This is a genomic window from Microbacterium jejuense (assembly GCF_019511665.1).
Lineage (GTDB): Bacteria > Actinomycetota > Actinomycetes > Actinomycetales > Microbacteriaceae > Microbacterium > Microbacterium jejuense_A.
The window spans coordinates 114,528-134,270 of the sequence record NZ_JAEUAW010000006.1 but is presented as its reverse complement, the minus strand read 5'-3'; the positions used below and the strand labels follow the sequence as shown (position 1 = coordinate 134,270).

Genomic DNA, 19,743 nt, shown 5'->3' with positions numbered 1-19,743 from the left:
GGATGCCCGCCGCGATGTTGTGATCACACTCCCAACCGTCGCTGTGAGAAGGCTATGGCGCCGCCACATGAAGGCTCGACGCGCGCCGTGCACCTCCTGGAACCGCTCACATCCGCGGCGGGGCGCGCGGCGCGCCCGCTCGGAGCGCATGCGGGCGTAGTCTCGTGCGATGACCTCCGCCGCCGGCCGCACCGAGCTGCGCGCACTGCTCGACGAACTGCGCGAGACCGCCAGTGTGCGGCTCGCCGCCAACGAGCAGACCCTCGCCGAGCTGCGCGCCGATCGCGGCTCCGACGTCGCGGACGACGAGCACGATCCCGAGGGCGTGACCCTGTCGGGCGAGTGGTCGCGCGCCGTGGCCCTGGCGGAGGCGGAGCGGCGCGAGCTCGCCGAGATCGATGAGGCGGTGGCCCGCTGGGAAGCGGGGACCTACGGCGTGTGCGTCGACTGCGGCCGAGGCATCCCTCTCGCGCGCCTGCGGGTGCGGCCCTTCGCCACGCGCTGCGTCTCGTGCGCCGAGAAGGCGGGTGTCTGAATGTCGTTCGGCCCGGGGGCGGCGTCGTCTGCGCGCCCCGGCGGGTTCCCACGGCCGGCACCGGGCGATCCGTGTCCGTGCGGGAGCGGTGACGTCTTCGAGGGATGCTGCGGCCCGCTGCTGCGCGGAACGCCCGCGCCGTCCGCGGCGCGGCTGATGCGCTCGCGCTACACCGCGTTCGTCGTCGGCGACGAGCGATACCTCACCGCCACCTGGCACCCGGGCACGCGTCCCGAGGCCCTCGAGCTCGACCCGGCCCAGCGGTGGACGGGCCTCCGGATCCTCGACGTCGAGGGTGGAGCCGAGGGCGACACCCGCGGCGTCGTCGAGTTCCGCGCGTCGTGGCGGCACGGCGGTGACCGGGGGGAGCTGCACGAGCGCAGCCGTTTCGTGCGCCAGAGCGGGCGCTGGTGGTACATCGACGGGCGGCTGGACCCGCGGTGAGCCGCCCCGGTGGTCGCGGCCGCCGCTAGCGTGAGAACCATGACGACTCAGGCTGAGAAAGCACAGACCCTCGCCGCCCTCCACGCCGCACCCGAGATCCTCCGCGTCGTGAACGTGTGGGACGCCGTGTCGGCGCGCGCCGTCGCCGCGCTCCCCGAGACCCGCGCGATCGCGACCGCCGGGCACTCCATCGCCGCGACCTTCGGATACCCGGACGGCGGGATCCCGCTCGAGACGACGCTCGACATGCTCGCCCGCATCGTCGAGGCGGCAGGGGACTTCCCGGTGAGCGCCGACCTCGACGGCGGCTACGACGACGCGGGCGAGACCGTGCGCCGCGCCATCGGCGTCGGCGTCGTCGGCGCCAACGTCGAGGACCGGCTGCGGCCGCTCGACGAGTCGGTCGCCGCCGTGGAGGCGATCGTCGCCGCGGGGGCTGCCGAGGGCGTGCCGTTCGTCCTCAATGCGCGCACCGATGCGTTCGTGCGGGCGGGGGACCGCCCCCTCGAGGAGTCGATCGCGGATGCCGTCGAGCGCGGTCGCGCGTACCTCGCGGCCGGTGCAGACCTGGTGTTCGTCCCCGGCATCCTCGATGCCGACGTCACGCGCCGCCTCGTCGAGGGCATCGGCGAACGCAGGATCAGCGTGATCGGCCTTCCGGGCGCGCTGTCGTCCGCTGAGTACGAGGCCCTCGGCGTCGCGCGGATCTCGTACGGCCCGATGACGCAGCGGGTCGCCCTGACGGCTCTGCAGGACCTCGCCGCCGAGCTGTACGCCGGGGGAGTCGTGCCCGCCGGCACGCGCGCCCTCAACTGAGGCACGACGCGGCCGGTCCGCGGGAATCCCCGCGGGCCGGCCGCTGTTGTCGCACGCATGGAGCCCGTACCCGTCGACGTCGTCGTGATCGGCGCCGGGCAGGCGGGGCTGTCGGCGGCGTACCACCTGCAGCGCCGCGGGTTCTCGCCGCTGCGCGCAGGCTCGACCGCGCCGACATACGTCGTGCTCGACGCGAATCCGGCGCCGGGCGGCGCCTGGCAGCACCGGTGGGCGTCGCTGCGGATGGCCACGGTCAACGGCATCCACGAGCTCCCGGGATTCGCCGTGCCGCCCGCCGACCCCGCCGCGGCGAGCCGCGACGTGCTGCCGGCGTACTTCGCGGACTACGAAGAGCGCTTCGGACTGGATGTGCGGCGCCCGCTGCGGGTCACGGCCGTGCGGCGCGCCGATGACGACCCCCGTGGGTGCCTGGTCGTCGAGACGGATCGCGGTGCGTGGACGGCCCGCTATGTCATCAACGCGACCGGGACGTGGACCCGGCCGTTCTGGCCGCGCTACCCCGGTCAGGAGCGCTTCCGTGGCCGGCAGCTGCACGTGGCCGACTATGTGTCGGCGGATGAGTTCGCCGGCCGACGGGTCGTGATCGTCGGAGCGGGGATCTCGGCCGTGCAGCTGCTCGACGAGATCTCGCGCGTGGCCGACACGTTCTGGGTGACCCGCCGCGAGCCCGAATGGCAGGACGACGAGTTCGACATCCCCGCGCGCGTGGCCGCGATCGCGGGAGTGGAGGACCGGGTGCGCCGCGGGCTCCCGCCCGGGAGCGTCATCGCCGTGACCGGCATGCACTGGACGCCGTGGGCGCGCGCCGCGCAGGCGCGCGGCGTGCTGGTGCGGCATCCGATGTTCGCCTCCATCGAGGAGGACGGCGTCCGGATGCCGGACGGATCGTTCCAGCACGCGGACGTCATCCTGTGGGCCACGGGCTTCCGTCCCGCCCTCGACCACCTGGCACCGCTGCGGCTGCGCACGCCGGAGGGCGGCTTCCGCGTCGAGAACGGGCGCTCGATCGACGAGCCGCGACTGTTCCTCATCGGGTACGGCCCCTCGCAGTCGACCGTGGGGGCGAACCGCGCCGGCCGTGACGCCGTGCGCGCGATCGTCGCAGACGGGCGGACCCGCGACGTGACGGTCCCCGACGGCGCGGGCGCACTCGTCGCGTGACGGCGACGACTCGCGTAGCGTGACAGCCATGGCCCGCATCCTGATCTTCGGCGGACACGGCAAGGTCGCTCTGCTGCTCGAGCCGCTGCTCGTGGAGCAGGGACACACCGTGACCGCCGTCATCCGCAACGCCGCGCACGAGGCGGAGGTCGCCGCGACCGGCGCGCAGCCGCTCGTGGCCGACGTCGAGACGCTCGACGTCGACCAGCTCGAGAACATCGTCGCCGGCAACGACGTCGTCGTGTGGTCGGCGGGTGCCGGCGGAGGAGACCCCGCCCGCACGTACGCCGTCGACAGGGACGCCGCCATCCGCTCGATGGACGCCGCGGCCGCCGCGGGAGTCGTCCGCTACGTCATGGTGTCGTGGATCGGGTCGCGCGCCGATCACGGCGTGGACCGCGGCGACTCGTTCTATGCGTATGCCGACGCCAAGTGGGCGGCCGACGAGCACCTCGCCTCCAGCGATCTGGACTGGACGATCCTCGCCCCCGGCACGCTCACCCTCGATCCGCCGACCGGCCGCATCTCGCTGGACCCGCGGGGGCGCGGCGAGGTCTCGCGGGCGGACGTCGCCCGTGTCATCGCCGCGACCATCGCCGAAGACGCCACGATCGCGCGCACGATCCGTTTCGGCGGCGGCGACGAGGTCATCGGACACGCGCTCGCGTGACCGTAGGCTCGGGCCATGCTCGCCACCGTCATCCACGCCGCACGTGACATCCGCGTCGAGGACGTGCCCGACCCCGTGCTCTCGACCGGCGCCGACGCGATCGTCCGCGTCGTCGCGGCCTGCGTCTGCGGGTCCGATCTGTGGCCGTACCGCGGGATCACGCCCACGAAGCGACCGCACCGCATCGGGCATGAGTTCGTGGGCGTCGTCGAGGCGGTCGGCCCCGACGTGCGATCGGTGCGCGCCGGCGACTTCGTGATCGCGCCGTTCTACGTGTGCGACGGCACGTGCGTGAACTGCCGCAACAGCGTGAGCACCTCGTGCCTGCACGGCGGCTGGTGGGGGAGCGACGACCGCTTCGGCGGATTCGCCGACGGCGGTCAGGGCGAGCGCGTCCGCGTGCCGCTGGCCGACGGGACCCTCGCGGTGGTGCCCGGCCCCGTCACGGACGACGAGATCCCCGGCCTGCTGACCCTGAGCGACGTCATGGGCACGGGCCACCATGCCGCGGTCTCGGCCGGCGTGTCGCCCGGCGACGCGGTGGCGGTCGTCGGCGACGGCGCCGTGGGGCTGTGTGCGATCATCGCGGCGAAGCGGCTCGGCGCCACGACGATCATCGCGATGTCACGCCATCCGCAGCGGCAGGCTCTTGCGCGCGACTTCGGCGCGACGCACGTCGTCGAGGAGCGCGGCGACGCGGGCGTCGACGCCGTGCGGGCGCTGACGGGCGGCATCGGCGCCGACCGCGTGCTCGAGTGCGTCGGCACGAAGGAGTCGATGGACCAGGCGCTGCGCTCGACCCGCCCCGGCGGCATGGTCGGGTACGTGGGCGTGCCCAACGGCGGTCCGGAGCTGCCGGTGCGGCCGATGTTCGACCGCAACGTCGGCGTCAACGGCGGTGTCGCCCCCGTCCGGGGATACATCGAGGAGCTGCTGCCCGATGTGCGGTCGGGCGCGATCCGCCCCGGCCGCGTGTTCGACCTCGAGCTGCCGCTGCGCGAGGCCGCCGAGGCCTATGCTGCGATGGACGAGCGCCGCGCGATCAAGGTGCTGCTGCGGCCCTGACCGGCCGCCGCAGCACGCTTGCACCCGGATCCCGCGGCGATCGGCGACGCGCCCGCGCGCCTGCGCGGATGAGCGCGCGCGTGCGGTAGAACAGCAGAAGTCGAAGGGACCCCCGTGAAGATCGTCAAGCGCATCGTTCTGGTGCTCGTCATCGCGTTCGCGGCGTTCTACCTCATCACCCGCCCGCAGGATGCCGCCAACGCGGTCCAGGGCGCCATCAATGCCGTCGTGGGCGCCGTCATGGCCGTCGTCGACTTCTTCGTGGCCCTCGCCGCGGGGTGAGCGTGTTCGATCCGCGGATCGACAAGCACCTGATCTCGGATCAGGGGGAGTACGTCGTCGACGAGGTCCGCAAGCACTGGGCCGCCACCGTCTCGGCCGTGCTGGAGCTGGTGGGCGGCTTCGTCGTGTTCCTCCTCGCGTTCGTCATGCCGCAGCTGTGGTGGTTGCCCACGCTCGTGGGCGCGGGCATCGGCGTGCACGCCGTCTGGCGCATCTTCGAGCAGCGCATGGACCGCTTCGTCATCACCAACATGCGCGTGTTCCGCGTGCACGGCATCCTGTCGCAGCGGATCGCGACGATGCCGCTCGCGCGCATCCTCGACATCTCCGTCTACAAGCCGCTCATCGGCCGCGTCTTCGGGTACGGCCACTTCGTGTTCGAGTCCGCCGCCCAGGAGCAGGGGCTGCGCGAGATCCGCTACGTGGGGGATCCCGATTCGCGCGGACTCACCATCCAGCGTGTCATCGCCCAGGCCGGCCTGCGCGGTGCGGCGGGCAGGGGCGACCCGACGATGGTCCCGTCACCGGTTCAGCCGCCGCCCCCGCCCGCTGCGACGGCCTCCGTCGCAGCGACCGCGTACGACGAGGCGCGTGCCACCGCCCCCGTGCCGGGCATGGAACGCGGCAGCGCATCGACGGGCTGGGACTGGCTGGCGGACGCCCAGCGTCGCGAGGACGAGCGGCTCGCCCAGCTGCGCGGCGAGTCGGCGGCGGGGCCCGCGCCGTTCGATCCGGACCGCACGAACACCGCCCCGATCGACCTTCCGCGGTAGGCTCCGGATCCCGTTCGGGAACATCGCGGGCGACCCTCGCGTTCTGATACCCTGGAGTGTCACTCGTGTGGCTGTTTCGCCACGCCCGGAGCCGATCGCGGCTCGGACGCACCCGCAGGGGGCATGGGCGGCATCGCAATGAAATCCGCTTCGCTTCGGTCCGAGGCATCCGTTCGCGCTCGCGCGTCGGAGGCCGTGGACGACCGGGGCCCGACATCCCAACCCAACAAGGACAACCCACTACATGACTAGCGCAACGACCGCCACGGCCACCAAGCAGGTCGCGATCAACGACATCGGCTCTGCTGAGGACTTCCTGGCCGCGGTCGAGAAGACTCTGAAGTTCTTCAACGACGGCGACCTCATCGAAGGCACCGTGGTGAAGATCGACCGCGACGAGGTCCTCCTCGACGTCGGCTACAAGACCGAGGGTGTCATCCCCTCGCGCGAGCTCTCCATCAAGCACGACGTCGACCCCAACGAGGTCGTCAAGGTCGGCGACGAGGTCGAAGCCCTCGTTCTCCAGAAGGAGGACAAGGAAGGCCGCCTCATCCTCTCCAAGAAGCGCGCACAGTACGAGCGCGCGTGGGGCGACGTCGAGAAGATCAAGGAGAACGACGGTGTCGTCACCGGCTCCGTGATCGAGGTCGTCAAGGGTGGCCTCATCGTCGACATCGGCCTCCGCGGCTTCCTCCCGGCCTCGCTCATCGAGCTGCGCCGCGTCCGCGACCTGACGCCGTACCTCGGCCAGGAGATCGAGGCGAAGATCCTCGAGCTCGACAAGAACCGCAACAACGTCGTGCTCTCGCGCCGCGCCCTGCTCGAGCAGACGCAGTCCGAGTCGCGCACCACGTTCCTCAACAACCTCCACAAGGGCCAGGTCCGCAAGGGCACGGTCTCGTCGATCGTCAACTTCGGTGCGTTCGTCGACCTCGGTGGCGTCGACGGTCTCGTCCACGTCTCGGAGCTCTCTTGGAAGCACATCGAGCACGCGTCCGAGGTCGTCGAGGTCGGCCAGGAGGTCACCGTCGAGATCCTCGAGGTCGACCTGGACCGCGAGCGCGTCTCGCTGTCGCTGAAGGCGACGCAGGAGGACCCGTGGCAGGTCTTCGCCCGCACGCACGCGATCGGTCAGGTCGCGCCGGGCAAGGTCACCAAGCTCGTCCCGTTCGGTGCGTTCGTGCGCGTCGCGGACGGCATCGAGGGCCTCGTGCACATCTCGGAGCTGTCGGGCAAGCACGTCGAGCTCGCCGAGCAGGTCGTGTCGGTCGGCGAAGAGGTCTTCGTCAAGATCATCGACATCGACCTCGAGCGTCGCCGCATCTCGCTGTCGCTCAAGCAGGCGAACGAGTCGGTCGACCCCTACGGCACCGAGTTCGACCCGGCCCTCTACGGCATGGTCACCGAGTACGACGAGAACGGGGAGTACAAGTACCCCGAGGGCTTCGACTCCGAGACCAACCAGTGGAAGGAAGGCTTCGACGAGCAGCGCGAGAAGTGGGAGCAGGAGTACGCCGCCGCCCACGCTCGCTGGGAGGCCCACAAGGCTGCCGTCATCAAGGCCCTCGAGGCCGAGGCCGCCGCTCCGGTCGAGACCGGCTCGTCCTCGTACTCGTCCGACAGCGGCCCCGTGGGCACGCTCGCGGACGACGAGGCCCTCGCCGCTCTGCGCGAGAAGCTCTCGGGTCGCTGATCCTGAGCTGACTCACGCGGTCCGCTGAACCGTCTGGTCCGAAAGGGGCCGTCGCCGAAAGGCGGCGGCCCCTTTCGCATGCCCCGATGTCCGAGACCACGGGTACCGTCGCGATGTGCCTGAGAGATCGCGCTGCCTGGTGGACGACGGATGCCGCGGCCCGGTGCCGTCCGACGCGCCGGTGCCACTGTGCGAACGACACTTCGCGGCCGTCGCGGAGTGGAGTGAGGCCGCGTACGGCGTGACGGACGCGCTGCCGTCCCCGTGCCGGCTGTGCGGCTCTCGTCTGGGCGTGCGCTACCCGTCGGGCTGGCTGTGCGCGGTGTGCGAGTGGCGTCACGGCGACGTGCCGGACGGAGAGCTCGCGCCGCCCCGCGTGGACGTCGTGTACTACCTGCGCTACGCCGACCGCATCAAGATCGGCACGACGGGCAATCCGCGGCAGCGCTTCGCGGCCATCTGGCACGACGAGCTCCTGGCGTTCGAACGCGGCGGACGCGCGGTCGAGCAGGCCCGGCATGCGCAGTTCGCCGCCGACCGGCATCCCGGAACCGAGTGGTTCCGGATCTCGGAGCCGCTCGCGGCGCACGTCGCGGTGCTCGCGGCCGGCGTGGACGATCCCTGGGCGCTGCACGCCCGCTGGATGAGCGAGGCGGTCGCACTGCGCGGCTGAGTGCACACAGCGGACTCGTAGCCGGCGCGCCTACTGTGAGGATCCCGATCCAAGGAGAACGCCATGGGATTGTTCGACCGGCTCTTCGGCGGCCAGGACGCCGCGCGCTCCGCACCCGCCGTGCCGCCCTCCCCGTACCGCCCTGCTCCCGGCGCGCAGCCGCCGCGCAGCGAAGACGAGGTGGCGATCGAGCGCTATCGCTACCTCTTACGCACCGCACCGCCCGAGACGATCGAGCAGGTGCATGCCGAAGCATTCTCGAAGCTCACCGAGCCGCAGCGACAGCAGGTGCTCGCCGAGCTCTCGGCAGGACTTCCGCCCGCCGAGCAGCCGCGCTCGAGCGACCCGCAGTCGATGGCCCGCGCCGCGACGCGCGCGGAGTACCTCAACCCGGGGTTCATGGAGCGCACGCTCGGACCGCAGCGTCAGGGCCCGTCGTTCGGCTCGATGCTGGGCTCGTCCATCCTCGGCACCGTGGTCGGCTACGTCATCGGCTCGGCGCTCGTGAGTTCGTTCCTCGCGCCGTCATTCGCGTACGACCAGGGGTACCAGGACGGTTCGGCCGACGGCGGCGACAGCGGCGCCGACACGGCTGTCGACGCCGGATCGGCGGACGGCGGCTGGGGCGATGCCGGCGCGGCGGACGCGGGCGGATTCGGCGACTTCGGCGACTTCGGGTTCTGATCCCGGCCGGCGCCGGCCGTCTGCGCCGGCCACGGCCACCTCGGTCGGTCCTTCGCGTCGCGGCGCGGCATCCATTACGTTCACAGTGTGAGCGCCGCGACGCCGGGGGAAACGGGAAGGTCCGCACCGCGGTCGCGCCCGCGCTCGGCGCCCGACACCGCGGACCGCACGCGCGGACGCACCGCCACCCTCAACCAGCTGCTGCTCGCCGCGGTCGTGTTCGTGCTGGGGGTGCTCGTCGTGCTCGGGCCGTTCCACGGCGACACCGTCATGTTCTTCGTGGGCCTCGTGGTGATCGTCGCCGTCACGGCCGCCACGCTCGTGGTGCCGTGGAACCGACTGCCGTACGGATGGGTCGCCGTCGTCCCGGCCGTCGACATCCTCGCCATCACGATCATGCAGATCGCGGCGCCGGACTCGGTGCTCGGGCTCCTGTGGATCTTCCCGACGACGTGGCTCGCCGGCGGCTTCGGGCTGCTCGGCCTGTTCGGGGTGATCGTCGCGATCGCCGGTGTCATCAGCGTGCTGACGGTGCAGAACGCCACCGAGGTCACCTACCGCACCTTCCTGCTGCCGCTCGTGCTGATCGCGGTGGCCACCACGAGCCACCTGAACGCCCGGCGATCGGACGCCCAGCGCACGCTGCTGGCCAAGCAGTCCCAGCTGCTGCGCAGCATCCTGGACCGCACCCGGCGACAGGAGCAGGTCGTCACCGAGGTGCTCGACGCCGTCGACTTCGGCGTGGTGCGCATCACGCCCGACGGCCGCGTCTCGGTGACCAACGAGGCGCACGGCAGGCTGCAGCAGGGACTGGAGCCGGACGACACGGCCGAGGTGGCCGCGTTCCGCGACGACGGGACGACGCCGCTCCCGGCCGCCGAGCTGCCGCTGGAGCGCGCGCGACGGGGCGAGGCGTTCGACGACCAGGTGGTGTGGTTCGGCGTCGAGCCGGGGCCGCGCCGGGCGCTCACCATCACGGTGCGGCGGATCATCGATCCCGACGGCGAGGACGCCGGCGCCATCGTCGTCTCGCGCGACGTCACCGCAGAGCTCACGGCGCTGCGGGCGCGCGACGACCTCGTCGCCTCGGTGTCGCACGAGCTGCGCACGCCGCTGACGTCGATCCTCGGCTATCTCGACCTCGCGATCGAGGACCCCGACACCCCGGCGACGGTGCGCGAGGGCCTCGACGTCGCCGAGCGCAACGCGGAGCGGCTGCTGCGCATCGTCGCCGACATCCTGACCGCGTCGAGCTCTTCGCCGTCGGCCGTCGAGGCGTCGCTCGTGCCGCGGCTGCTCGACCTCCAGCTGCTCGTCCGCTCCGCCGCGGCCGACGCGGTGACGAGCGCTGCCGCGCGCGCGATCACGATCGACGTGACGGGCCTGGAGCCCGCGACGGCATGGGCCGACGCCCTGCGGCTGCGCCAGGTGGTCGACAACCTCGTCTCGAACGCGATCGCCTACAACAAGGACGGCGGCACCGTGTACGTGGGCACCACGAGCGACGGGACCTCGAGCTGGGTGCTCGTGCGCGACACGGGCGTCGGCATCTCGGAGGCCGACCGCTCGCGGCTGTTCGCGCGCTACTACAAGGCCGGCACGGACCGCCGCGCCGGCACGGGGCTCGGCCTGGCCATCACGCGTGACATCGTGCGTGCACACGGCGGGGAGCTCGGCCTGCACAGCGCCGTCGGCGTCGGGTCGACGTTCGTCGTGAAGCTGCCCGCGACCGCCCCGGAAGGAGGCCCGGCATGATCATGGATCTCGCGAGCGTGCTCGTGGTGACCGCGCTCGTCGTCAACGTCAGCGGCGTGCTCTTCATCCTCGAGACGCTGCTGCGCCGCGACGAGGGCGCCGGTCGCATCTGGTCGGTCGCATTCCTCGCGGCGATGCTGACGACGCTCGCGTACACGGTGTGGGCACAGACCGACGGGGCGTGGTGGTCGGTCGCGGTCGGAAACGCCGCCTTCGTCGCGGGAACCGGCTGCATGTGGCTCGGATGCCGTCGCTTCAACGCGCGGCGGATGGGGTGGGCGTCCGCGCTCGTGGCCGCGGCGGTGGTCGCGGCCTTCGTCGCGGTCGCGGTGGAGGGCGACGCCGGCGGGGACTGGGCAGGCGCGCTGTGGATGTTCGTCCCGCTCCTCGTGTTCGCCGGCGCGGGAGCCGTCGAGTGCCTCCGCGGAGCGATGCGCGACTCGCGCACGGCCTGGGTGCTGGGCGCGGTGCTCGGATTCCAGTCGCTGTACTACGTCTCGCGGACCACGGCGTTCGTCACCTCGGGGCCGGACAGCGAGCTGTTCGAGACGGCCTTCGGCACGATCACGACGAGCTACCTCACTGTGACCCTGACGATCGTGGCCGTCGTGGTGACCTCGGTGCTGCGGGCCTCGAGGGCGCCCATGCGCGGCTACGTGCGGCGCACCGACGACGCGGGGGAGGACGGCGTGCTCACCGGCGAGGCGTTCGCGCGCGGCCTCGACAGCCTCTGCCGTCGCGCCGCTCGGCGGGCGGAGACGATCGCGGTGACCGCCGTGCGCGTCGACGACCTCGACCAGATCTCGACGGCGTTCGGCAGCGAGGTGGCGGGCAACGTCGCCGAGACGTGGCGCGCGGGGGTGCGCCGCCATGCGCCGACGAATGCGATCGTCGCGGAGGACGGACCGACCGGCATCGCGGTGGCGCTGGCGGTGTCGTCGCCGCAGGAGGCGCGCCGCCAGGCGGGCGCCATCTACCGCGGACTGTTCGACGATCTGGGTCGCGTCGGCGGGGGAGTGATCCCCGTCGTGGGCGTCGGCGTGGCGCTGAGCGATTCCGTGGGCTACGACCCCGACGCGCTGCGGCGGGTCGCCCGCGAGGCGGCGAGCCGCGCGGCCGCCAACGTCGAGACCTCGGTGCTCGTGGGCGACCCCGAGTAGCGGCATCCCGATCCGCGTCGGAGCCCGCGAGCGCTCAGGCAGTCAGCCGGTAGCCGACGCCGCGCACGGTCTCGATCCAGCGGGGCTGCGACGGCGATTCGCCGAGCTTGCGGCGCAGGTTCGCCATGTGCACCTCGATCGCCCGGGAGTCGCTGTCCGACACGTAGGTGGTGGCGGCCAACGGGTCGCCGCGGAGCATCAGCGCGAGGTCGGACTTGGCCCGCACGCGCCGGCCCGCGGCCAGCAGATCGGCGAGCAGATCGAACTCGCTGCGCGTCAGGTCGACTCCCTCGTCGTCGACCTCCACGATGCGGGTGCCGACGTTGAGCCGCAGTCCGCGATGCTCCAGCCAGGCGTCCTCGGAGCCGTCGCCGGAGGACGCCGACGTCGCCACGTGGTGGCGCGGGCGGCGCAGCATCGCGTCGATCCGCGCGCGCAGCTCGCGCGGGCGGAACGGCTTCGCGACGTAGTCGTCGGCCCCCGCCTCGAGCCCCTGGAGCGCGTCGATCTCCTCCGTGCGCGCGCTGAGCATCACGATGTACGTCGAGCTGATCGCGCGGATGCGCTTGGCCGTCTCGAACCCGTCCATGCCGGGCATGTTGACGTCGAGGGTCGTGACGAGCGGCGAGTGGGTGCGCACCAGCTCGACGCCCTCGGCGCCGTCCGCGGCGCCGTGCACCTCGAATCCCGCCTGCGCCAGCACGACCGACAGCAGCGAGCGGATGTCGTCCTCGTCCTCGATGACGACGGCGACGCGTGCTTCCTCCACCGATGCCCCTTCCGGCGCCGGCGAAGACTCCGCCGACTCCTGGACGTCGGTCATGATATCCCACCCCCGGTGGCGTGTTCGAGAGCGCAGCGGGAGGCCGCAGGGCGCGCGGAGGGCGGGAGATCTCCCCAGATCCCGCCCCGCGCGCGTCCTCGGCGCATCGACGGCTCCGACGGAAGCCCCCACGACCGCCGAGCCGTCGATCCGGAGACGGGTACCACCACAGGCGCTTCCTCGTCTCTTCGGTGCACCGAGGCTATCGTCCGGCCCTCAGGGCGGCCTCAAGGCCGCCTCAGGAACCGCGCAGGGTTGGGCTGCGCCCGGGCCGCGCCGACACGGGCGGACGTGGCATCCTCGAGGCATGCCCCTCGTCGCCCTCACCGGAGGCATCGCCTCCGGCAAGTCCACCATCGCCGCGCGGCTGGCCGAGCACGGGGCCGTCATCGTGGACGCGGACCGCATCGTGCGCGACGTGCAGTCGCCGGGGTCGCCGGTGCTCGCCGCGATCGCCGACGCGTTCGGAGACCGGATGCTGCGTCCGGACGGCTCGCTCGACCGCGCCGCGCTCGGTGCCGAGGTGTTCGGAGACGATGCCGCCATCGCCCGGCTGAACGCGATCGTCCACCCGGCCGTGCGGGCCGAGTCCGCCCGCCGGTTCGCGGAGGCGTTCGCCGCAGACCCCGACGCTGTCGTGGTGTACGACGTGCCGCTGCTGGTCGAGGCGCGCGTGGACGACCCCTGGGAGCTGATCGTCGTCGCCCACGCCCCGGCGGCCACGCGCGAGCGTCGCCTCGTCGAGCTGCGGGGCCTCACGGCCGCCGAGGCCCGTGCGCGCCTGGCCTCACAGGTGCCCGACGAGGCACGGCTGCGCATCGCGGACGTCGTGATCGACACCGATGGCACGGTGGACGACACGCTCCGCCAGGTCGACGAGCTGTGGGAGCGCCTGGCCGAGCACCTCGACCGCAGGGCCGCGCGGGCCTGACCGAGCGAAGGGGCGCGCCCGGGCATACGCTGGAGACGAACGGGAGGTGCCGCATGGGCGTGTTCTCGAGATTCCGGCGACGCCGCACCCCTTACCGTGCGGCGACCGACGAAGAGCGCATCGCGCGCTACGTGTACCTGCTGAACACGCTCCCGGCCTCGGTCGTCGAATCCGCGCACGCGACCGCGTTCGCCGATCTGCCGCCGGCGCGCCGGCGCGAGCTGTTCGAGCAGCTGCGGCCGTTCCTCGCCGAGTCCGAGCGCGATGCGGCCGCCGAGGATCCCACGGTGATCGCCCGTCTCGTCCGCCGCGCCGAGGAGCACCGTGCGCGCCGCACGGCCGCGGAAGGGGTGGATGCCGCGACGCAGCCCGCCCGCGGGGCCGCCGTCACCGCCGTCGGGGTCGAGGACGATCCCCGCGACCGGGTCGACGCGCGGTCGACGCTGCTGAACGCCGGCGTCATGCTGGTCGTGGCCGACCAGTTCCTGGTGTCGAGCACGATCGCGGCGTACTACACGGTCGGCGCGGGATCACTGCAGCTGGACGCCGCACCGGCCTGGGTCGGCGAGACGTACGATCCCGGGGCAGCCGGCATGGACGGCGGCGCATTCGGAGGCGGCTTCGACGGCGGCTCGTACGACGGCGGCGGTCTCGGCGGGTTCGACGGCGGGGGATTCGGGGGAGGCTTCGACGGCGGCGGCGGGTTCGGCGGCTGACGCGCCGGGGCGTGGGTATCGCTCGTCGCGAACCCGGCCCCGATGTCGGAGGGGCGTCATACGCTGGATCGGTGCAGACCACTCGATCCGTGCGGCCGTTCGAGGTCGTGAGCGAATACGCGCCGTCGGGCGACCAGCCCCAGGCGATCGCCGAGCTCGCCGCCCGCGTCAACGCGGGCGAGACCGACATCGTGCTCCTCGGCGCGACGGGCACCGGCAAGTCGGCCACGACGGCCTGGCTCATCGAGGCCGTGCAGCGCCCGACGCTCGTGCTCGCGCACAACAAGACGCTCGCCGCGCAGCTGGCCAACGAGTTCCGCGAGCTGATGCCGCACAACGCCGTCGAGTACTTCGTCAGCTACTACGACTACTACCAGCCCGAGGCGTACGTCCCGCAGACCGACACCTTCATCGAGAAGGACTCGTCGATCAACGCCGAGGTCGAGCGCCTGCGCCACTCGACGACCAACTCGCTGCTCAGCCGCCGCGACGTCGTGGTGGTCAGCACGGTGTCGTGCATCTACGGCCTCGGCTCGCCCGAGGAGTACCTGCGCGCGATGGTCGCGCTGCAGGTGGGCGAGGTGTACGACCGCGACGCCCTCATCCGCAAGTTCATCGGCATGCAGTACAACCGCAACGACGTGGACTTCTCGCGCGGCAACTTCCGTGTGCGCGGCGACACGATCGAGATCATCCCGGTGTACGAGGAGTACGCCATCCGCATCGAGATGTTCGGCGACGAGATCGAGGCGCTGTACATGCTGCATCCCCTCACCGGCGACGTCGTGCAGCGTCTCGAGAGCGTGCCGATCTTCCCGGCCACGCACTACGCGGCGGGCACCGAGACGGTGCAGCGCGCCATCGGCACCATCGAGGACGAGCTCGGGGAGCGCCTGCGCGAGCTCGAGTCGCAGAACAAGCTGCTCGAGGCCCAGCGCCTGCGCATGCGCACGACGTTCGACCTCGAGATGCTGCAGCAGCTCGGCTTCTGCTCGGGCATCGAGAACTACTCGCGGCACCTCGACGGCCGCGCGGCCGGCGAGCCGCCGCACACGCTGCTGGACTTCTTCCCCGACGACTTCCTCATGGTCATCGACGAGTCGCACGTCACGGTGCCGCAGATCGGGGCGATGTACGAGGGGGATGCCTCGCGCAAGCGCACGCTCGTCGAGCACGGGTTCCGTCTGCCCAGCGCGATGGACAACCGGCCGCTGCGGTGGGACGAGTTCAAGGAGCGCATCGGCCAGACGGTGTACCTGTCGGCCACGCCGGGGCGGTACGAGATGGGCATCGCCGACGGGGTGGTCGAGCAGATCATCCGCCCCACCGGCCTCGTCGATCCCGAGATCATCGTGAAGCCGTCGAAGGGGCAGATCGACGACCTGCTCGAAGAGATCCGCATCCGCGCTGCGCGCGACGAGCGCGTGCTCGTCACGACGCTCACGAAGAAGATGGCCGAAGAGCTCACCGACTTCCTCGGCGAGCACGGCGTGCGCGTGCGCTACCTGCACTCCGACGTCGACACGCTGCGCCGTGTCGAGCTGCTCAGCGAGCTGCGGGCGGGCGTCTACGACGTGCTCGTCGGCATCAACCTGCTGCGTGAGGGCCTCGACCTGCCCGAGGTGTCGCTGGTGTCGATCCTCGACGCCGACAAGGAGGGGTTCCTGCGCAGCGGGACGTCGCTCATCCAGACGATCGGGCGCGCGGCCCGCAACGTGTCGGGTCAGGTGCACATGTACGCCGACACCGTCACCGACTCGATGGCCAAGGCGATCGAAGAGACCGATCGGCGCCGCGAGAAGCAGATCGAGTACAACAAGGCGAACGGCATCGACCCCCAGCCGCTGCGCAAGAAGATCGCCGACATCACGGAGGTGCTCGCGCGCGAGGCCTCCGACACCGACCGCATGCTGCGCGGCAAGGCGGCGGCGAAGACGAAATCGGGCATGGGCAAGAGCCCGACGCCGCAGCTGCGGCGCGAGGGCATCGGCGCCGAGGGGGCCGAGCAGCTCGAAGCCACGATCGCCGACCTCAGCCAGCAGATGCTCTCGGCGGCCGGTGAGCTCAAGTTCGAGCTGGCCGCGCGCCTGCGCGACGAGGTGCAGGACCTCAAGAAGGAGCTGCGGGCGATCGAGCGCGCCGGCCACGCCTGAGGCGCAGCCGCTCCCGCTACGGGCAGTGCATGAGCGGCTTCGGACCCGAGCGGTCGAAGGTGTGCTGCGCGATCGGCGCTCCGCACAGCGGGCAGGCGCGCTCGGCGCGTTCCTCGGCCGTCGGCGGGGGAGTCGTCTCGTACGGTCCGACCGCCGCCGGTCCCGCGAGGCGGATGAGCCTGCTGTTGAACCAGGCGTACCAGCCCCCGGCCTCGCGGACGCGCTGGCGGAGGGGACGGGAATCGCTGGGTGCGGCATCCGGATCGGTCATGTCCATTAGTGTACTAACGATTAGCCCACGATAGGATCGCTCCGTGACCGAACTCAGTCCCGACGACCTGCTCAAGCTCGACAACCAGGTGTGCTTCGCCTTGGTCACCGCCGCGCGCAACGTCGTGGGGCTGTACCGCCCGATCCTGGAGCCGCTCGGGCTGACGCATCCGCAGTACCTCGTGATGCTCGCCCTGTGGGAGCGATCGCCGCGGTCCCTCCGCGAGATCTCCGCCGAGCTGGCGCTGGAGCCGGCGACGCTGTCGCCCCTCGTCAAGCGGCTCGAGGCACAGGGCCTCGTCACGCGTGAGCGACGCGAGGGCGACGAGCGCGTGCTCGACATCGGGCTCACCGACGCCGGACGGCGCCTGCGCGAGCGCGCTCTCGCCGTGCCGGGCCAGGTGATGACCGCTGCCGACACGGACGCCGAGGCACTCTTCGCTCTGCGTGACGCTCTGAGGCCGTTCTCGGGCGCGCGCTGAGACGGCTCTTCCGGGCCCGTTTCCGAACCGTTGCAGGACCGTTCATCGTGCCTCTAGGCGAATGTCGAGGATTCTCCTAGTCTCGGAATCGGCGCGACGTGGTCTCACCCGAACCCGGCCCGGCTCCGGCGCACCGACATGCATCGCATACGAGAAAGAAGCACGCACCCATGCGCTCTGGTCCGCGTTCCGCACCCCCGTCACTCCGCCGGCGCCTCGCGCTCGGCGCCTCGGCCGTCACCGTCGCCGCGCTCGCCACCGGCGGGCTCGCCGTCCCCGCCGCGTACGCCGCGACGACCGACGTCCAGATCCTCGCGACGAACGATTTCCACGGTCGCATCCTCGACAACACCGGCAACGGCGAAGCCGGGGCCGCCGTGCTCGCCGGTGCGGTGAAGCAGCTGCGGGCCGCGAACCCGAACACCGTCTTCGCCGCCGCGGGCGACCTCATCGGCGCCTCGACGTTCGAGTCGTTCATCCAGCACGACAAGCCCACGATCGACGCGCTCAACGCAGCGGGCCTCGAGGTCTCGGCGGTCGGCAACCACGAGCTGGACCAGGGGTACGACGACCTCGTCAACCGCGTCATGGCGCCTTACGACGCCGTGACGAACCCGTACGGCGGCGCGAACTGGCAGTACATCGCGGCGAACCTCAAGATGAAGGCGACCGGCGACCCCGCCGTGCCCGCCACCTGGATCAAAGAGGTCGGCGGCGTGCAGGTGGGCTTCGTCGGGGCGGTCACCGAAGACCTCCCGACGCTCGTGAGCCCCGGCGGGATCGCCGACATCACGGTCGACGACATCGTGACGTCGGTCAACACCGAGGCGGCCGACCTGGTCGCCGAGGGTGCCGATCTCGTCGTCATGCTCGTCCACGAGGGCGCGCCGTCGACGGACTGCACGACGATGGACGACTCCGGCACCTGGGCCGACATCGTCAACAACGTCTCGCCCGACGTCGACGCGATCGTGTCGGGTCACACGCACCTCGCGTACAACTGCTCGTTCCCGGTCGCGGCCTGGCAGTCCGAGGGGCGCGCGGTCACCGATCGCCCCGTCGTCTCGGCGGGCCAGTACGGCACCAACCTCAACCAGCTGGTCTTCTCGGTCGACGACGCCGGCAATGTGACGGCCAAGACCCAGAAGATCCTGGCCCTGGAGCACCCGGTCACCGTGGGCACCACGACCACGTGGGTCGCCGACTACCCGGCAGACCCGGAGGTGCAGAGCATCGCCGACGCCGCCAAGAAGCAGGCCGAGGTGCTGGGCGCCGTGGAGCTCGGCAAGATCGCCGGTCCGTTCAACCGCGCCAAGCTCGCCAACGGGACCAGCGAGAACCGCGGTGGCGAGTCCACTCTCGGCAACCTCGTGGCCGAGGTGCAGCGCTGGGCGACCGAGAAGCCCGAGTCGGGTTCGGCGCAGATCGCGTTCATGAACCCCGGCGGCCTGCGCCAGGACATGGTCGGAAGCAACGCCGCGGGCTACCCCGCGACGCTGACGTACCAGCAGGCGGCCGTCGTCCAGCCCTTCGCCAACACCCTCGTGAACATGCAGCTCACGGGCGCGCAGATCAAGAAGGTGCTCGAGCAGCAGTGGCAGCGCGACGCGCTCAACAAGGTCGCGACGCGTCCGTTCCTGCGCCTGGGCGTCTCGGACGGCTTCACGTACACGTACTCGCAGAAGGACGTCACCGAGTTCCAGAAGGACGACCCCAAGACGCCCGACGTCGACGAGTCGATCATCTCGTACACCGCTCCCCGTGGCACCGTCACGGGCATGTGGCTGAACGGCGAGCCGATCGACGCGGCCTCGACCTACTCGGTCACCGTCAACTCGTTCCTCGCGACCGGCGGCGACAACTTCTTCGAACTGGCCAACGGCACGGCCAAGCGCGACACCGGCAAGGCCGACCTCGCCGCGATGGTCGACTACATGGCGACCTTCGCCGCGTCGACGCCGCTCCCTGTCGACTATGCGCAGCACGCGGTCGAGATCGGGTTCCCGGCCGGCGCCCCGAGCGCCTACGACCCGGGCGCGACCGTCGCCTTCGGTGTGAAGTCGTGGGCGATGTCGACGGCCGCCGACGCGAAGGACAGCCAGATCGACGTGTCGCTCGACGGGGTCGCGCTCGGCTCGTTCCCGGTCGACAACACGATCGGCACGGAGGTGTATGACAACTACGGCACGGCCGCCGTCTCGGTGGCGCTGCCCTCGGACGTCGCACGCGGCACCACGGTCGAGCTGACGCTCACCGGCGCCCAGACGGGAACCTCGGTGGTCGTTCCGGTCGCGATCGACAAGGCCGACAGCACCACCGTCGGCACGCCGAACAAGACCTTCGCGAACTCGAAGGGCAACGGGGTCATCCAGTACCGGACCACGGTGACCACCGAGGACGGCACCCCCGTGACGGGCGACGCGGTCATCTACGACGGCGGAGAGCCGATCGCGACGGTGACGCTCACGGCCGAGGATGAGGGCACGGTGCAGATCAAGCTGCCGAAGCTCGGCAAGGGCTCGCACCCGCTGTACGTCGTCTACGGCGGCAGCGACACCGTGAAGCCGTCGACGAGCGCGACGGTCACGGTCGAGGTCAAGTAGCCTCAGGCATCCACGCGGCGGGGCTTGCGGCAT

20 protein-coding genes and 1 pseudogene are annotated in these 19,743 nt (G+C 71.6%); 19 read left to right on the top strand and 2 right to left on the bottom strand.

The genetic code is table 11. From position 1 onward, the window contains the following. Nucleotides 1-169 precede the first annotated feature (169 nt). From JNB62_RS09875 to JNB62_RS09815, 14 genes and pseudogenes are all read left to right on the top strand, one after another. Entirely contained in the window at nucleotides 170-535 is a 366-nt protein-coding gene (locus JNB62_RS09875) for a TraR/DksA family transcriptional regulator (RefSeq protein ID WP_220300706.1), read from the top strand. Continuing rightward, nucleotides 536-652 (top strand): annotated as a pseudogene (locus JNB62_RS19585) (SEC-C metal-binding domain-containing protein); the annotation flags it as partial. It lies immediately after the preceding gene. Between the two features lie 39 nt (nucleotides 653-691). Then, complete coding sequence (locus JNB62_RS19580) at nucleotides 692-979, top strand: YchJ family protein (protein ID WP_308291779.1); 288 nt, start codon at nucleotides 692-694, stop codon at nucleotides 977-979. A 39-nt stretch (nucleotides 980-1,018) separates the two neighbouring features. Beyond that, complete coding sequence (locus JNB62_RS09865; RefSeq protein ID WP_220300704.1) at nucleotides 1,019-1,795, top strand: isocitrate lyase/PEP mutase family protein; 777 nt, start codon at nucleotides 1,019-1,021, stop codon at nucleotides 1,793-1,795. A gap of 57 nt (nucleotides 1,796-1,852) precedes the next feature. Next, nucleotides 1,853-2,977 (top strand): NAD(P)-binding domain-containing protein, encoded by a 1,125-nt coding sequence (locus tag JNB62_RS09860; protein ID WP_220300703.1) that lies wholly within the window; start codon nucleotides 1,853-1,855, stop codon nucleotides 2,975-2,977. A gap of 28 nt (nucleotides 2,978-3,005) precedes the next feature. Then, nucleotides 3,006-3,647, top strand: coding sequence for an SDR family oxidoreductase (locus JNB62_RS09855; RefSeq protein WP_220300702.1), 642 nt, complete (start codon nucleotides 3,006-3,008; stop codon nucleotides 3,645-3,647). 15 nt (nucleotides 3,648-3,662) lie between these two features. Beyond that, on the top strand, nucleotides 3,663-4,712 hold the full coding sequence (locus tag JNB62_RS09850) for a zinc-dependent alcohol dehydrogenase family protein (RefSeq protein ID WP_220300701.1): 1,050 nt from the start codon (nucleotides 3,663-3,665) through the stop codon (nucleotides 4,710-4,712). 114 nt (nucleotides 4,713-4,826) lie between these two features. Further along, nucleotides 4,827-4,994 carry a hypothetical protein gene (locus JNB62_RS09845; RefSeq protein ID WP_191170428.1) on the top strand — a complete coding sequence of 56 codons (168 nt, stop codon included), beginning with the start codon at nucleotides 4,827-4,829 and terminating at the stop codon, nucleotides 4,992-4,994. 2 nt (nucleotides 4,995-4,996) lie between these two features. After that, nucleotides 4,997-5,767: a PH domain-containing protein gene (locus JNB62_RS09840; protein ID WP_220300700.1), complete on the top strand. Its 771-nt coding sequence runs from the start codon at nucleotides 4,997-4,999 to the stop codon at nucleotides 5,765-5,767. A gap of 244 nt (nucleotides 5,768-6,011) precedes the next feature. After that, a complete protein-coding gene (gene rpsA, locus JNB62_RS09835) occupies nucleotides 6,012-7,460 on the top strand; it encodes a 30S ribosomal protein S1 (protein WP_018170613.1) in 1,449 nt (482 codons plus the stop codon). 115 nt (nucleotides 7,461-7,575) lie between these two features. Further along, a complete protein-coding gene (locus JNB62_RS09830; RefSeq protein WP_308291770.1) occupies nucleotides 7,576-8,133 on the top strand; it encodes a GIY-YIG nuclease family protein in 558 nt (185 codons plus the stop codon). A 63-nt stretch (nucleotides 8,134-8,196) separates the two neighbouring features. Further along, the gene (locus JNB62_RS09825) at nucleotides 8,197-8,817 is read left to right on the top strand and encodes a hypothetical protein (protein WP_220300699.1); all 621 of its coding nucleotides are present in this window, start codon (nucleotides 8,197-8,199) and stop codon (nucleotides 8,815-8,817) included. Nucleotides 8,818-8,904: 87 nt separating this feature from the next. Next, nucleotides 8,905-10,572 (top strand): sensor histidine kinase, encoded by a 1,668-nt coding sequence (locus tag JNB62_RS09820; protein WP_220300698.1) that lies wholly within the window; start codon nucleotides 8,905-8,907, stop codon nucleotides 10,570-10,572. After that, the gene (locus JNB62_RS09815) at nucleotides 10,569-11,732 is read left to right on the top strand and encodes a hypothetical protein (RefSeq protein ID WP_220300697.1); all 1,164 of its coding nucleotides are present in this window, start codon (nucleotides 10,569-10,571) and stop codon (nucleotides 11,730-11,732) included. Before JNB62_RS09820 ends, JNB62_RS09815 begins: the two co-directional genes overlap by 4 nt. Nucleotides 11,733-11,766: 34 nt before the next feature. Here JNB62_RS09815 and JNB62_RS09810 read toward each other — a convergent pair whose 3' ends face one another. After that, nucleotides 11,767-12,501: a response regulator transcription factor gene (locus tag JNB62_RS09810; protein ID WP_308291769.1), complete on the bottom strand. Its 735-nt coding sequence runs from the start codon at nucleotides 12,499-12,501 to the stop codon at nucleotides 11,767-11,769. 361 nt (nucleotides 12,502-12,862) lie between these two features. Between JNB62_RS09810 and coaE the strand changes: the two genes are divergently transcribed. From coaE to uvrB, 3 genes are all read left to right on the top strand, one after another. Continuing rightward, nucleotides 12,863-13,486 carry a dephospho-CoA kinase gene (coaE, locus tag JNB62_RS09805; protein ID WP_220300695.1) on the top strand — a complete coding sequence of 208 codons (624 nt, stop codon included), beginning with the start codon at nucleotides 12,863-12,865 and terminating at the stop codon, nucleotides 13,484-13,486. A 53-nt stretch (nucleotides 13,487-13,539) separates the two neighbouring features. Then, nucleotides 13,540-14,202, top strand: a complete 663-nt coding sequence (locus JNB62_RS09800) for a hypothetical protein (RefSeq protein WP_220300694.1) — start codon at nucleotides 13,540-13,542, stop codon at nucleotides 14,200-14,202. Between the two features lie 71 nt (nucleotides 14,203-14,273). Next, entirely contained in the window at nucleotides 14,274-16,355 is a 2,082-nt protein-coding gene (gene uvrB, locus JNB62_RS09795; protein WP_220300693.1) for an excinuclease ABC subunit UvrB, read from the top strand. Between the two features lie 16 nt (nucleotides 16,356-16,371). On the opposite strand, the gene JNB62_RS09790 is transcribed toward uvrB, so the two are convergent. Beyond that, nucleotides 16,372-16,626, bottom strand: coding sequence for a hypothetical protein (locus JNB62_RS09790; RefSeq protein ID WP_374450715.1), 255 nt, complete (start codon nucleotides 16,624-16,626; stop codon nucleotides 16,372-16,374). Nucleotides 16,627-16,669: 43 nt separating this feature from the next. On the opposite strand from JNB62_RS09790, the gene JNB62_RS09785 reads away from it, so the two are divergent. Both JNB62_RS09785 and JNB62_RS09780 read left to right on the top strand, forming a co-directional pair. Then, the gene (locus tag JNB62_RS09785; protein ID WP_308291768.1) at nucleotides 16,670-17,107 is read left to right on the top strand and encodes a MarR family winged helix-turn-helix transcriptional regulator; all 438 of its coding nucleotides are present in this window, start codon (nucleotides 16,670-16,672) and stop codon (nucleotides 17,105-17,107) included. 170 nt (nucleotides 17,108-17,277) lie between these two features. Continuing rightward, nucleotides 17,278-19,710 carry a 5'-nucleotidase C-terminal domain-containing protein gene (locus JNB62_RS09780; protein ID WP_220300691.1) on the top strand — a complete coding sequence of 811 codons (2,433 nt, stop codon included), beginning with the start codon at nucleotides 17,278-17,280 and terminating at the stop codon, nucleotides 19,708-19,710. Nucleotides 19,711-19,743: the final 33 nt, after the last annotated feature.